Source organism: Melghirimyces thermohalophilus (genome assembly GCF_900102685.1).
Lineage (GTDB): Bacteria > Bacillota > Bacilli > Thermoactinomycetales > DSM-45169 > Melghirimyces > Melghirimyces thermohalophilus.
Genome location: NZ_FMZA01000011.1, coordinates 1 through 13,603, shown reverse-complemented (window position 1 = coordinate 13,603; position 13,603 = coordinate 1). Strand labels below are relative to the sequence as shown.

The 13,603-nt window shown below is 54.3% G+C and carries 12 protein-coding genes; 9 read left to right on the top strand and 3 right to left on the bottom strand.

Annotated features, from left to right (window positions below; translation table 11 throughout):
* Positions 1 to 2: 2 nt before the first annotated feature.
* The 4 genes from BLP91_RS09485 (at position 3) to odhB (ending at position 6,380) form a co-directional block, all read left to right on the top strand.
* A complete protein-coding gene (locus BLP91_RS09485) occupies positions 3 to 1,217 on the top strand; it encodes an acyl-CoA dehydrogenase family protein (RefSeq protein ID WP_091570118.1) in 1,215 nt (404 codons plus the stop codon).
* Between the two features lie 75 nt (positions 1,218 to 1,292).
* Positions 1,293 to 1,658 carry an SCP2 sterol-binding domain-containing protein gene (locus BLP91_RS09480; RefSeq protein ID WP_091570115.1) on the top strand — a complete coding sequence of 122 codons (366 nt, stop codon included), beginning with the start codon at positions 1,293 to 1,295 and terminating at the stop codon, positions 1,656 to 1,658.
* 569 nt (positions 1,659 to 2,227) lie between these two features.
* Positions 2,228 to 5,131 (top strand): 2-oxoglutarate dehydrogenase E1 component, encoded by a 2,904-nt coding sequence (locus BLP91_RS09470; protein ID WP_091570110.1) that lies wholly within the window; start codon positions 2,228 to 2,230, stop codon positions 5,129 to 5,131.
* Positions 5,124 to 6,380 (top strand): 2-oxoglutarate dehydrogenase complex dihydrolipoyllysine-residue succinyltransferase, encoded by a 1,257-nt coding sequence (gene odhB, locus BLP91_RS09465; RefSeq protein ID WP_091570108.1) that lies wholly within the window; start codon positions 5,124 to 5,126, stop codon positions 6,378 to 6,380. The genes BLP91_RS09470 and odhB overlap by 8 nt, the downstream gene beginning before the upstream one ends.
* A 73-nt stretch (positions 6,381 to 6,453) precedes the next feature.
* Here odhB and BLP91_RS09460 read toward each other — a convergent pair whose 3' ends face one another.
* Together BLP91_RS09460 and BLP91_RS09455 are read right to left on the bottom strand one after the other, a co-directional pair.
* Positions 6,454 to 6,636, bottom strand: coding sequence for a hypothetical protein (locus BLP91_RS09460; protein ID WP_091570105.1), 183 nt, complete (start codon positions 6,634 to 6,636; stop codon positions 6,454 to 6,456).
* A 160-nt stretch (positions 6,637 to 6,796) separates the two neighbouring features.
* Positions 6,797 to 8,956 carry an ATP-dependent Clp protease ATP-binding subunit gene (locus BLP91_RS09455; protein ID WP_091570102.1) on the bottom strand — a complete coding sequence of 720 codons (2,160 nt, stop codon included), beginning with the start codon at positions 8,954 to 8,956 and terminating at the stop codon, positions 6,797 to 6,799.
* A 453-nt stretch (positions 8,957 to 9,409) separates the two neighbouring features.
* Here BLP91_RS09455 and BLP91_RS09450 point away from each other — a divergent pair, with 453 nt between their 5' ends.
* The 5 genes from BLP91_RS09450 to BLP91_RS16385 all read left to right on the top strand — a co-directional run bounded on the left by BLP91_RS09450 (position 9,410) and on the right by BLP91_RS16385 (position 13,277).
* Complete coding sequence (locus tag BLP91_RS09450) at positions 9,410 to 9,616, top strand: hypothetical protein (protein ID WP_091570099.1); 207 nt, start codon at positions 9,410 to 9,412, stop codon at positions 9,614 to 9,616.
* Positions 9,617 to 9,772: 156 nt separating this feature from the next.
* Complete coding sequence (locus BLP91_RS09445; RefSeq protein WP_091570096.1) at positions 9,773 to 9,991, top strand: hypothetical protein; 219 nt, start codon at positions 9,773 to 9,775, stop codon at positions 9,989 to 9,991.
* Between the two features lie 250 nt (positions 9,992 to 10,241).
* A complete protein-coding gene (locus tag BLP91_RS09440) occupies positions 10,242 to 11,027 on the top strand; it encodes an HAD family hydrolase (RefSeq protein WP_143003520.1) in 786 nt (261 codons plus the stop codon).
* Positions 11,028 to 11,221: 194 nt separating this feature from the next.
* Positions 11,222 to 12,970 (top strand): serine hydrolase domain-containing protein, encoded by a 1,749-nt coding sequence (locus tag BLP91_RS09435; protein ID WP_091570090.1) that lies wholly within the window; start codon positions 11,222 to 11,224, stop codon positions 12,968 to 12,970.
* Positions 12,971 to 13,097: 127 nt separating this feature from the next.
* Positions 13,098 to 13,277, top strand: coding sequence for a hypothetical protein (locus BLP91_RS16385; protein WP_143003519.1), 180 nt, complete (start codon positions 13,098 to 13,100; stop codon positions 13,275 to 13,277).
* Positions 13,278 to 13,390: 113 nt separating this feature from the next.
* Here the strand turns inward: BLP91_RS16385 and BLP91_RS09425 are convergent.
* A partial coding sequence (locus tag BLP91_RS09425) for a transposase (protein WP_143003518.1) occupies positions 13,391 to 13,603 on the bottom strand: 213 nt, incomplete at its 5' end.

The following is a 13,603-nucleotide window of genomic DNA, read 5'->3' as shown; positions in this document are numbered from 1 at the left end:
CGATGATTTCCTTTCAATTGTCCGACCATCAGCAGCAAGTGAAAGAGATTGTCCATTGGTTCGCCGAAAATGAAATGCGTCCGATCTCCATGGAAGCGGATCGGTTGGGCAAGGTGCCTGACGAGTGGCTGGAGCGGATCAACCAGCTGGGAATTCAGCTAAGTACTTCCTCCTTCGGGGGGGATAAGCAGAAATCGGGATCCGGTGAGAAAAAGAAAACCGAGCGCCAGGGGAATCGTTTGGCGGTCATCGCTTCTGAGGAGCTGGGCTGGGGGGACCCGGCGATCGCCTTGACGCTTCCCGGTCCGGGCCTGGGCGGACCGCCGGTACAGTCCAGTGGGACGCCGGAACAGAAGGAGCGTTTTTTGTCCATCTTTTCCCGGGATGAGCCGCCCCGCTGGGGAGCTTACGCCTTGACGGAACCCGATGCCGGCTCCGATGTCTCTGGAATCCGCACCACCGCTAAAAAAGTGGAGGGCGGTTATGTGCTCAACGGGCAGAAGATCTTTATCACCAACGGTGGGCGAGCCTCGTGGGTGGTGGTGTTTGCTACCATCGACCGGAGTTTGGGACGTGCCGGCCACCGGGCCTTTGTGGTGGAAAAGGGAACGCCTGGCTTCAGCTGCACCCGGTTAGCTCACAAAATGGGCATTCGCGCTTCCGAGACGGCTGAGCTGTTGTTTGAGGATTGCTTCGTTCCTGACGAAAACCTTCTCGGCGGCGAGGAGTACTACCAGGCCAAGGCTTCAGGCCCCTCAGGATTCCGGGTGGCCATGAAAACCTTTGACAACACCCGGCCGATCGTGGCCTCGATGGCGATTGGGATCGCCCGCGCTGCCTATGAGTACACCTTAGATTTGGTTCGCCGCGAATATCCCAAGCAAGGCTCTTTTTACCATCGAGCGTCGGAGTTGTTGGCTGACGCGGAACTGGATATTGAGGCTGCCCGACTGCTCACATGGGAAGCGGCCTGGAAGGCGGATATCGGTCAACCCAATGCCAAGGAAGCCGCCATGTGTAAAGCTTATGCGGGAAAAATCGCGCTTGACGTCTGCGCCAAGTGTCTGGAACTCCTCGGTCCCATCGGGTTGGAGCAACATATCGTCGAGAAGCTTTACCGAGATGCCAAAATCTTCGACATCTTCGAAGGAACCAACCAAATTCAACACCTGGTGACTGCGCGTCAACTGTACGAACCGCACGGTGTGCGTGTCTGAACAAGAGGTCCCACGGCATCACTTGCCGGTTGACCATCATATGATTATTTGAACATGAAGAAAGGGGTAAGGGAAATGGCCAAAAACATTCAGGAGTACACTGTCGATGAAGCTTGGGAGGAGATTGAAAAGAATTTGCAAGCGGATCCCAAGCCGATTGAAGGGTTGAATGTGGTCTATCAGTACGATATCACTGGAGAAGAGGAAGGCACCTATCAGCTGCACCTGTCCGACGGTAAGGCAAAAGTGGAAAAAGGGACTCCTGCTGAACCGGATTGCACCTTGCAGATGGGGGCGTCAGATTTTAAAGATTTGCTCGTAGGTAACTTGAACGGGACTGCCGCCTTTATGTCAGGAAAACTGAAGGTGAAAGGAGATATCGGACTGGCGATCAAGCTGGAAAGCTTGCTGCGGAAATACGATACCAGTCAATACAAATAAAACTGCAGGACTCGGCACATCCAACCTGTGCCGGGTCTTTTTTTTGACTGCAAAGAACCCTCTAATGAAAAAAGATGTTTATCACTTGGATACAAAGGATAAAGAAAGGAATGATCATCTGGAAGAAGGACGTTCTTTCCCACTATCTCTAACCGTACCAAAGGGATGAAAACAGGGGTCGACAACGTACGTTTGATGTGTCAAGATGCATTTGGTGTATTTCACATTATCTTAGCTACCAACCCGGGAGCTGAGGAGGGTCGTAGGAAAAGAGTCCCTAATTATACCTCACCGTCAACCGTTTCCTTTTTTGCCAAGAAAAGCATGGATGATTCAACAATCGGGGAGAGCTGTCTCCTCAGTCAACGAGGGAGGATGTATCGCGTCGTCCCTATTATGAGAAATTTTACCGAGAGCGCCCATCAATATATAATAAAGGCGAGGATCCATAAGGATGAGGGAATGGTGGCTCCTGGCCTTTATAGGTGTTTTCGGAAGCGGATTCGCAATCTGCTCATCAGGACTCCATCAGTGGAACCCTAATAAAATGTAGTTGGAGGTAACATCGGATGTCTACAGGGAAGCCTGGAATGGGAACGCCATGGCAAGGCGTCCACGGCCACAACCTGGCATATCTTCTGGATGAATACGATCGGTATCGCCAGGATCCGGAGGCCGTGGAGCCTGAACTAAAAGAGCTTTTCGACCAATGGGGACCTCCCCCGGCCTCGCTGGAACAGGGGGAACTCGCTGCTGGTGGTGCCGTTCAACAGCCGTCAGCCTCCTCTTCCGCGGGTTACGATTTGAAAAAAGTGGTTGCAGCTGAGAAACTCGCCCATAAAATTCGCACTTACGGGCATTTGGATGCGCGAATCGACCCGTTGGGCGTGCATGGAAGTTCGCCCAGCCCCATTCTCGATCCAGCTCATTACGGACTGAGCGATGAGGATTTAAATGCGATCCCGGCACATGTGATGTGGGCGGAAGAGTCAGATGAGATTCAAACCGGGTTGGATGTATATAAACGTCTCCGTCAGATTTACACACAATCCCTCGCCTTTGAGTTCACCCATGTGCACAGCCAGGATGAGCGGAGATGGTTGTTTCACATGGTTGAATCAAAAGAATTCCTTCCCTCCCTATCTAAAGAGAAGCGGCTGTCGGTGCTGAACCGCTTGGTCGAAGTGGATGGGTTTGAGAAATTCCTGCATAAAACCTTTGTGGGGCAAAAACGCTTTTCCATCGAGGGTGTGGATATGCTGGTGCCGATGCTGGATGAAGCCGTCCAACAGAGCATCCACAGCGGCGTCAAGAACGTCATGATCGGCATGGCCCACCGCGGCCGCCTCAACGTGTTGGCCCATGTGTTGGGCAAACCCTATGAGGCGATCTTCTCCGAGTTCCATCATGCTCCGAACAAAGAGTTGGTCCCCTCTGAAGGTTCGATGGGGTTGAACTACGGATGGACAGGAGATGTCAAATACCATCTGGGTATGGATCGGAAAGTGGATGAAAGCGATACCTTGCACACGCGGCTCACTTTGGCAAACAACCCGAGCCACCTGGAGTTTGTCAATCCTGTCGTAGAAGGCTACACCCGTGCTGCCCAGGATAACCGCAATCAGCCTGGTTATCCGGAGCAGGACGTGACTAAAGCCCTTTCTGTTCTTATCCACGGCGATGCTGCTTTCCCCGGTGAAGGAATCGTGGCCGAAACCCTCAATATGAGCCGGCTGCGGGGTTACAATACTGGGGGAACCATTCACATTATCGCCAACAACCAACTGGGCTTTACCACGGAACATCTTGATTCCCGTTCCACCACTTACTCCAGTGACCTTGCCAAAGGCTTTGAGATTCCGGTGGTTCACGTCAACGCGGACGATCCGGAAGCCTGCCTGGCCGCTATCCATTTGGCATTTGAATACCGGGCCCGCTTCCACAAGGATTTCCTGATCGATCTAATCGGCTACCGCCGTTTTGGTCATAATGAGATGGATGACCCCTCGGCCACCCAGCCGAAAATGTATGCTCAGATCCACAAGCATCCTCCGGTTCGTAAACTGTATGCCGAACAATTAAAGAAGGAAGGCATCGTCAGCGATGACCAATTGAAAGCGTTTGATAAAAAACTGCAAGATCGCTTGAAAAAGGCATACAAAAAGGTGAAGGAAAACCGGGATACAGAGGAAAACGTGGAAGACCGGATGCAGTTTGAAAAGGTTCCCGGACCTCTGCCGGAAGTGCAGACCGGCGTTCCGCTGGCGTCCCTGCACGAGATCAATGAAAACTTGTTAAAGTGGCCGGACGGATTTAAGGTGTATCCCAAGCTGGAAAAAATGCTGAAACGGCGTTCCGGAGCTTTGAGTGAAGACGGCCAGGTGGACTGGGCTCTAGCAGAAACGCTGGCCTTCGCCACCATCCTGTCCGATGGGCGGGCGGTTCGACTGACCGGACAGGATTCGGAGCGGGGCACCTTTGCCCACCGGCACCTGGTGTTGCATGATCCCGAGACAGGCAAGTCCTTCTGCCCGCTCCACACCCTGCCGCAATCCAAGGCTTCCTTCGCCATCCACAACAGCCCCTTGTCCGAGGCCTCGGTGTTGGGATTTGAGTATGGCTATAATGTGTTTGAACCGGAAACCTTGGTGCTGTGGGAAGCACAATTTGGCGATTTTGCCAACGCGGCCCAGGTGATTATCGATCAGTTCCTGTCTGCGGGTCGGGCTAAATGGGCGCAGCGCTCCAGTCTGGTGATGCTGCTGCCTCATGGCTATGAAGGTCAGGGGCCGGAACACTCCAGCGCCCGCTTGGAACGTTTCCTGCAATTGGCTGCGGAGAACAACTGTGTGATCGGAAATCTGACCACAGCTGCCCAGTACTTCCACATCTTGCGCCGCCAGGCGAGCCTGACTGGAAAAGAGGATGCTCGTCCTCTGATCCTGATGACGCCGAAGAGCCTCATCCGGAACAAACGATCGGCATCGAAACCGGCCGAATTTGAATCGGGCAGCTTCCAACCGGTGATTGAAGAGCCGCTTTTGGGCCATCAACCGAAGAAGGTGAAACGGCTCGTCTTGGCCAGCGGCAAGGTAGCGGTCGATCTGCAAACGGAACTGGAAGGTATGGAGCATAAGCCGGATTGGCTGCATGTGTTGCGGGTGGAACAGCTGTATCCCTTCCCGAAAGAAGAGATTCAGGCCCGACTCGGGAAGCTGAAGAACCTGCGAGAAGTCGTCTGGCTGCAGGAAGAGCCGAAAAACATGGGCGCTTGGTTCTATATGGAACCGAGACTCCGGGAGACGGTGCCGAGCAAAGTGGACGTCCGCTATGTGGGACGTCCGGAACGGTCCAGCACCGCCGTGGGGCAGCCCGATGTGCACGATATTGAACAGGAGCGCATTCTCTCCGAAGCCCTAAATCCGGAAACCATCAAAACTGACACCATCGCGGGAGGTAAACGTCATGCATGAAGTTAAAGTGCCAGAGTTGGCGGAATCGATCACAGAAGGAACGATTGCCGACTGGCTGGTAAGCGAAGGGGATTCTGTGGAAGAGGGGGATGTTCTGCTCGAGCTGGAAACGGATAAAGTGAATGTAGAAATTCATGCTGAGAACAGCGGCACCCTGCAAAACATCCAGAAGCAAGCGGGCGACAACGTGGAAGTGGGCGAAGTGATCGCCTACATCGGCGAAGGAAAAGCGGAAGGTGCCAAAGAGGCCCAACCGGCCAAGGAGGAGGCCTCTCAAAAAGAAGCTGCCACCGAAACCTCCGCTCCCTCGGAACAGGCGGAGACAGAGGATAAATCGGGAGAAGAGGTGACTGCTTCCCCTGCCGCTCGCAAACTGGCCCGGGAAAAAGGGATCGATCTTCGACGTGTCCGTCCCTCCGACCCCCTGGGACGAATTACAGCGGATGATGTCAACGCCCATCAAGAAACTTCTGCTGCTAAGCCGGAAGCTCCGCGCCAGAAGCCGGCCGCACAACCAGCTCAGCCCCAAGAGAGCGACGATCCGACGAAACCGGTGGAGCGGGTCCGCATGCCCCGGCGGCGGCAGACCATCGCCAAAAACCTGGTTCAGGCGCAGCACAACGCAGCCATGCTGACCACCTTCAACGAGGTGGATCTGAGCGCGGTGATCGAGGTGCGCAAACGTCGGAAGGAGGCCTTTAAAGAGGAGCACGACGTCAACCTCGGTTTTATGTCCTTCTTCACCAAAGCGGCAGTGGCAGCTCTGAAGGCTTTTCCGGCACTGAACGCAGAGATCGACGGCACGGATATCATCTACAAAAAGTTTTACGATATCGGCATCGCCGTCTCCACAGATGAAGGCCTGGTGGTGCCGGTTGTGCGCAACGCTGACCGCCGCTCCTTTGCGGAAATCGAGAGGGATATCGCTGACCTGGCCAAAAAAGCCCGCGATAAGAAACTCTCCCTGTCCGATCTGCAAGGGGGGACCTTCACCATTACCAACGGGGGCGTCTTCGGCTCCCTGCTGTCCACCCCGATCCTGAATGCCCCGCAAGTGGGGATCCTGGGCATGCATACGATCCAGAAGCGCCCGGTCACCGTTGACGGGGATAAACTGGAGCACCGCCCGATGATGTACCTCGCGCTTTCCTACGATCACCGCATTGTTGACGGAAAAGAGGCCGTCAGCTTCCTGGTCACCATCAAAAAACTGCTGGAAGATCCGGAATTGCTGCTGCTGGAAGGCTGACGATCGGATTAAAAAACCGGCTCGGATTTATACGAGCCGGTTTTCTTATTGCCTAAAAAGGGGGTGAGCCGGATCAGTCCCCGGTTCGATCGCGGCAAACCAGCCAAAGGAAGTAGGGGGCGAGATTCCCCGCTACCTCCGACATTTCCCTAAGTGTCTGACCGCTCCACAATATAGGCGGCCCAAATAGAGAATCCACGATCGCATACCATAACAGCACGGCAGCCACCTCCTGCTTCAGTGGAGACAGCCCCATGCTCTTCCCTTTCTCCTCTCCCCGGTCAGTCAGGGCAGATTTCGGGTGCCTGTCCGGCCGGTTTCACCCCCCTGGTAACAACCTATGCTTGCGACCTGTATTCAGAACGAAAGTATAAAAAACCGCCAGGATCGGAGCCCGGCGGTTGAAGGGTCGTGATTTATCGATTTTTTACAACAGTGATCTGATCATCGGTAACATCGACAGTAAGTTGGGTGACATCCTCTTCTTCCAACATCCGATCGGCGATGCCGTCTTCCACTTGCTCAGATATCACCCGACGCAGGGGACGGGCGCCAAAGGCCGGGTCAAAGCCCAAGTCCACCAGTTTGTGTTTAGCGGCTTCGGTCACGGAGAGGGTGAGCCCTTGCTCACAAGCAGCCTCTCGAACGTCATCCAACATCAAGTCGACGATCTGCAGCAGATTTTCCCGGGTGAGGGAGCGGAAGGCGATGACCCCGTCAAACCGGTTCAGAAACTCGGGACGGAAGGTATCGGACAGCTGCTCCGTCACGTGAGTGTCCGTCTCTTCTTCCCCTTGAGTGAACCCGATGTTGGCTTTTTTGACCCCGGTCCAGGCGTTGCTGGTCATGATCAGGACGGTGTCTTTAAAGCTGACGGTGCGCCCCTGACTGTCCGTCAACCGACCGTCCTCCATGATTTGCAAGAACATGTGTTGGACATCGGGGTGCGCCTTTTCGATTTCGTCCAGCAGAATAATACTGTAGGGCTTCCGGCGTACCCGTTCGGTCAGTTGGCCGGCTTCCTCGTGTCCCACGTAACCTGGCGGGGAACCGATCAGTTTGGAGACCGCGTGTTTCTCCATATATTCACTCATGTCGAAGCGAATCATGGCTTCCTCTTCGCCGAACATCTCCTGGGCTAGGGTTTTGGCCAGCTCGGTTTTCCCGACACCAGTGGGGCCCACAAACAGGAAGGATCCGATCGGCCGCGTGCCTCGGCGCAAGCCGGCGCGGTTGCGACGAATGGCCCGGGCCACTTTTTGGACGGCTTCCTCTTGTCCGATCACTTGGGCGTTAAGGCGATCCGCCAGGTTCTTCATTTTCTCTTGTTCGTCTTTTTGCAGCTTGCGGACCGGAATTCCTGTCTTGTTTTCAACCAGGGTCTGAACGGTTTCCACATCGACGATGGCTTGTTGTTCCACCTGGTTGTCTGCCTCATTCAACTCTTGTTCCAGCCTCGTTTCTTCGTCCCGGAGGCGGGCCGCCCGCTCATAATCTTCATTTTCGGTGGCTGCCCGTTTTTCCGAGGCAATTTGTTCTAGTCGGCTGCGAATGCTGTCCAGATCGCCGGTTTCGTGGGCCAGGTTTACTTTGGAACCGGCCTCGTCCATCAGGTCGATCGCCTTATCCGGCAGGAAACGATCCTGGATGTAGCGGTTGGATAGGGTGACACAGGCGCGGAGCGCTTCATCGGTAAATTGGACCCGATGGTACTGCTCGTACTTCTGCCGCAGGCCCTCAAGGATGCGGACCGCTTCTTCAACGGTGGGTTCATCGACCATCACCGGTTGGAAACGGCGTTCCAAAGCAGCATCCTTCTCGATTTGTCGGTATTCCTTCAGGGTAGTCGCACCGATCACCTGAATTTCCCCCCGGGCCAAAGCCGGCTTCAGGATGTTTCCTGCGTCTGAGGAGCCCTCTGCGGACCCGGCGCCGACCAATTGATGGATCTCGTCGATAAAGACGATAACATTTTTCCGTTCCTGAAGTTCAGTGATCAGCTGTTTCATCCGTTCCTCAAACTGACCCCGGATGCCGGTGTTGGCCACCAGCGAGGTGACGTCCAACAGATAGATCTGTTTGTTTTTCAGCTTATGGGGAACCTTTCCTTCATGAATCCGGAGGGCGAGGCCTTCGGCGATCGCCGTCTTCCCGACTCCGGGTTCCCCGATCAATACCGGATTGTTTTTGTTGCGGCGATTCAGGGTTTCAATCACCCGTTCCACCTCTTGATCCCGTCCGATCACCGGGTCGATCAGACCGGCGTTGGCGGCGTGGGACAAGTTTTTACCCATCTGGTCCAAAAGTCCTCCATTGCCGCCGCCCTGGGAGGCCGCCGCCATCCCTTGGGTCGGAGACGGGGCCGTGCCTCCGGCTTTGGGGCTCATCATGTGGCGGAGCCATTCATCCATGGGAAAACCGCCGGAAGGACCAAAGCCCATGCTGGCTGGTTTTTTCATTCCGTTACGCATTTTATGGTAACAATCCCGGCACAGCGAGAGGTGCTGTACCTTGCCGTTGATCTGCAGGTTCCATTCCACTGTTGCCGGTTTTTGTTGGCAGTGATCACAACGCATCAGTCATTCCTCCTTTATTATTTGCTGATCCGATCATACGTTTTATTTTGACTTTGACTTTCTTTGACCTTAACTGTATTATACACTGACCTTCTTTGACGTTCAAGAGGGGGCGAATCAGGGAAATTTTTTTGAAAATAAGCAAGAACATATGTTCTGTTTGTGGTATACTTTTTATTGACGAGCTCCGGCCGGCGGCTTTTCTTACGATCGGGTTGGAAGACCCCCTCTTAAGACCTAAACCATTCGTTTGGAGATCGATTTGTTCGTCGTTTTGCCCCCGATTCTCAGAGGCATGGAAGGTTTTTCACAGTGGGGAATCAAGCCTTTTGGGCTATTGTTCGGAAACGGACTGTTTTTATAAACTGGCCGTAGAATCAAACTTTCCTTTAAAACAAAAAACGGATGACCCCTTGGGGCAGAAGGAACCTGTGAAGGAGTGGATCAAGCGGTATGCGGATTATTGGGGGAAGCTATTGGGAATGGAAACACCTCAGCTGGGAAGAGCAACTGGAGCGTTTTAACCGGGCCAAAGCGGATTATTTGTGGAGACACTCCACACAAGCGCCAACCAGCGAGGATCTTCTTTACTCATCGAAGCTGATCGACCTCAGCGGATTGAACCATTGTTATCCCATGCAAGAATCGGTATTGCATTGATTCCCTTAATACGTCTTTTAAAAAATTAAGCAAAGGGCCGTCCCTAGCGGATGGCTCTTTTTGGATCAGGGGCATATGGATTTTTGTGGGAGAGGACTCATCGGCTGACTGTTCGCATATTCTTTATGTGAACAAGCGACCGGGAGGGTGGCATCATTGGACGTGAAAAAAGAGTTTCAACAGGCGCTGGAAAAAGCCCATATGTACGGACTGTTGGCGGAATACTATAAATATCAGGATGCGGAGCTTTATATGTATTACCATCGGAAGCATTGTGTCTGTACCCAAAAGGTAGCAGGAATGGCTCAGGAGATGAGTCGGAAGCAGGTAGCGGCGGGGGAAGGAACTTCCGAAAGCCCCTACGCCGGTCCGTGATGCCACGATCGTCCAAGGACTGAAGATTACGGCTGATGGTGCCAGAGAAGGTTTTGGGACCCGGCGGGTGGGTCTTTTTTTGTTGCTTCAAAGGGATCACCTTTCTTATAATGAAGAGGATTTGCTCATAAAAGGACGGGTCCCTCCGCTGGCCGATGGACGGAGGAGCGCGATGAGCCCGGTTTCGGGGTGCAGCTCATCGGAAGAGGGTATCTAGCAATGATTGCAGCTTCGGGAAAGGGTGGAAACAATGATTCGATTGGTTGTCAGTGACTTGGACGGAACCTTATTGACAAAGGAGCGAGAGGTGGCCAAACACGATCGGGAGGCCCTGCAGATGGCGGTGGAGCGGGGGGCCGATCTCTGCCTCGCCTCGGGTCGGATGCAGGTGGAGTTGGAGCATGTGGCCGAAGAATTGGGGATCCCTTGTCATGAGGTGAGCCAAAATGGCTCCTTTGTGCGAACCAAGGAGGGGGAGCCCTTGCACCAGTCGGCATTTTCCCCGAAGTTGACCAAGGAGATTTTCCAAAAGACCCGGGATGTGAATCTGTTTATGATGGTCTGCTTTGAGCATGATCTCTTGTCCCCGGTGGATCATCCCTACGGCGGTGTGGTTCGGGAGCGCCTGTTTGCCCCGATCCAGTTGGTGGACGACCTACCCAAGCGCTTTGACAATGGACAGTTCCCGTGCAAATTTAGCTACTTCGGGGACCTGGAGCTGTGCCAAGGGTTGAAGGAGGAATTGGACAGACATTTCGCCGGGGAAGTAGATACCCTGATTTCGGATAAAGACTGCCTGGACGTGATGCCGGTCGGTGTCTCCAAAGGAGTCGGATTGCAGGCGCTCACCCGACACCTGGGCATCCAGGCTGATGAGGTGCTCTGTCTGGGGGATGCTTTCAATGACGTTTCCATGTTCCGCCATTTCCCCCGATACAGCTGCGCCATGGCTCACGCACCGGAAGGTGTGCGCCGGGAAGCCAGCCGGACAGTCGCTTCCGTGGCCGATGGGATTCATCAGGTATACGCAGAATGATAGAAAGCAGAGGAAGACCCCAGTAGGGGTCTTTTCTGTTCGGTTGAAGAATCGATGGCGTTCATGGTTAAGCGCCCCATCTGGTTGGAAAAAATGAAGGAAACCGTAGCGACTGGGGAAAAATATTCATTGATTTCTGATAATATTTGAAGAAAGGACAGGCAATACGCTCTATTCCAGACAGGAGGGGTTTGATGGCCGTTCGATCTAAGGCCGGGCGAAGGCTGTGCTCTGCCGCCCTGGCCCTGACGCTGTTGACGCCGGCGGTTGCCCTGGGAAGCGAAGCCTCACCGGGGCCGATCATGGAACCGAAAGCTACGGTGAAGAAAAAGGGAAATATGAAGCAAGGGCCAATGGCTTACGGGGCCCCATTTCCCTGGGATCAACCCGGTCCGATGCCCCCGGTGCTGCACCGGGGAGCGCCTGCCTCTGCCGGGATGAAAAAAGCGCCGCTGCAGGCGATCGATCCGATGTTGAAGCAGTCGATTCAGGATGGGCTGACGCCGGGAGCGGTGGTGTTGGTGGCACGCCAGGGGACGATCGTCAAGCAGGAGGCATATGGCTACGCGGCCCGATACCAAGATGATCAAGGGAATCAATTGGAACAGCCGGTCTCAATGAAGGAGGACACCATCTTCGACCTGGCCTCGATCAGCAAGGTGTTTACCACTGTGGCTGCGATGCAATTGGTAGAACGGGGGGAGCTTGCCTTGGAGGATCCCGTCGCCAAGTACATTCCCGAATTTGCGCAACAGGGAAAGGATGAGGTGACGGTCCGGCAGCTGATGACCCACACCTCCGGCTTTGAGCCCTGGATCCCCCTTTACACCATGGGCGAGAGTCGAAAAGATCGCTTGAACCTCGTCTTCGCTCACCCTCTGGAAAACGAGCCTGGGACCACCTATGCCTACAGCGATCTGAATATGATAACCCTGGGCGCCCTGGTGGAAAGGATCTCCGGACAACGGCTGGACCAGTATGTCAAAGAAAACATTACCGCCCCTTTGGGGATGAAAGACACGATGTACAATCCGCCGGATTCCCTGAAGCACCGAATAGCAGCAACAGAATACCAACCTGGGGTGGGGCGGGGATTGGTGTGGGGGAGTGTTCATGATGAAAACGCTTGGTCCCTGGATGGGGTTGCTGGTCATGCCGGCGTCTTTTCCACAGCGAAGGACCTGGCCATCTTCGCTCATACCATGCTGAACGAGGGAAGTTATGGCGGAGTTCGCATTTTGAAACCGGAGACGGTGGCCTGGATGGAAAAAAATCATAATGCTGCCTTTCCTGGTGAGGATCACGGTCTCGGTTGGGAATTGAACCAGGAGTGGTACATGGATGCCTTGTCGGATATTCATACTCTGGGCCATACCGGTTATACCGGCACCTCGCTCGTGGTCAACCGGGATAACCGCGTCATCACTATCACCCTTACCAACCGGGTGCACCCGACGCGGGAGACGGTTTCCATCAACCCGATCCGGCGTCAGGTGGCCCGGCTGACAGCGGATGCGATCCCGGTGGCCATCCCCGGAAAGGATACGGCCTGGTTTGCCGGTTACGGAGATGAGCTGGACCGCTCCCTCACCGCCACCATCCCCGGGCAGAGAGAGGAAGGTCGGACCCTCACCTTTGACACCTGGTACCGGACGGAAGCGGAACCTAATACCGAACCTTTGGACCAGGGTCGGGTGGAGGTGTCCGCCGACAGCGTGCATTGGACTGTCTTGGGAGAACCCTTCATCGGCCACAGTGAAGGATGGAAGGAGGAGAAACGGACCCTTCCCGCCGACGCCCGCTACATCCGCTTCCGCTACCAAACCGATGATCATGCCAACGGTCGGGGTTGGTACGTCAAAGATCCGATTCTCCGGGACGGGAAAGGCCGCACCCTGGATCTGGATTGGTCGTCGGATGGTTGGGAACGGAGAGACGGCTAAACCTGAAAAAACCGATCTCCACCCCAAAAATGAGCAGAGATCGGTTTTTTTAGCATTCACCAGGCATATTTTTAGCAAAAAGGGGAAAAATATTCCTGAAGAAGAAATGTTGGGAGGAAGACGCATCGTGAACCTGTTGCGCACGCTCCTCTTTCGACTCACTTTCGCCGTTTTCACCGTCATGGTTATCCTGGGGCTTTCCCTGGTGGGGTTTGAACTGCTGCTCGGTACCCTTAAGGCCTACCCTGACTTTCCCCAGGAATTCACCGAATGGTCCAAATCCACCATCGCATCGATTGCACAATAAAGAGAAACAGAGTGTGGAGAAAGCCCTTCACTGCTTTCTCCACACTCTTTTTTTATGGACAAAACCAGCTCATCGACGTATCAAAACCTGGATCAAAAAGGCCGCCCAACCACCTAGCCGGCTTTGGTTAGGTGGTTGGCAATCTTCTTGATGTTTTGCGCTGCGGCCGTCATCAGCGCTTGCTCTTGGACCTTTTCCCTTCCCCTCAACCGGCAGTAGCGAAGCCCGTGCAGCTCTTTCGCGTCTGCAAAGCTTCGCTCGATCGTCTCTTTCCGTTTTTTGTACAGGTATGTTCCCGTAGAGGAAAGGCGATGGGCTCGCACTTT

Bases quoted from the DNA above. Each gene is read 5' to 3' on its own strand.
- BLP91_RS09485 (WP_091570118.1), top strand. From the start codon at position 3: ATGATTTCCTTTCAATTGTCCGACCATCAGCAGCAAGTGAAAGAGATT.
- BLP91_RS09480 (WP_091570115.1), top strand. From the start codon at position 1,293: ATGGCCAAAAACATTCAGGAGTACACTGTCGATGAAGCTTGGGAGGAG.
- BLP91_RS09470 (WP_091570110.1), top strand. From the start codon at position 2,228: ATGTCTACAGGGAAGCCTGGAATGGGAACGCCATGGCAAGGCGTCCAC.
- odhB (WP_091570108.1), top strand. From the start codon at position 5,124: ATGCATGAAGTTAAAGTGCCAGAGTTGGCGGAATCGATCACAGAAGGA.
- BLP91_RS09460 (WP_091570105.1), bottom strand. From the start codon at position 6,636: ATGGGGCTGTCTCCACTGAAGCAGGAGGTGGCTGCCGTGCTGTTATGG.
- BLP91_RS09455 (WP_091570102.1), bottom strand. From the start codon at position 8,956: ATGCGTTGTGATCACTGCCAACAAAAACCGGCAACAGTGGAATGGAAC.
- BLP91_RS09450 (WP_091570099.1), top strand. From the start codon at position 9,410: ATGCGGATTATTGGGGGAAGCTATTGGGAATGGAAACACCTCAGCTGG.
- BLP91_RS09440 (WP_143003520.1), top strand. From the start codon at position 10,242: ATGATTCGATTGGTTGTCAGTGACTTGGACGGAACCTTATTGACAAAG.
- BLP91_RS09435 (WP_091570090.1), top strand. From the start codon at position 11,222: ATGGCCGTTCGATCTAAGGCCGGGCGAAGGCTGTGCTCTGCCGCCCTG.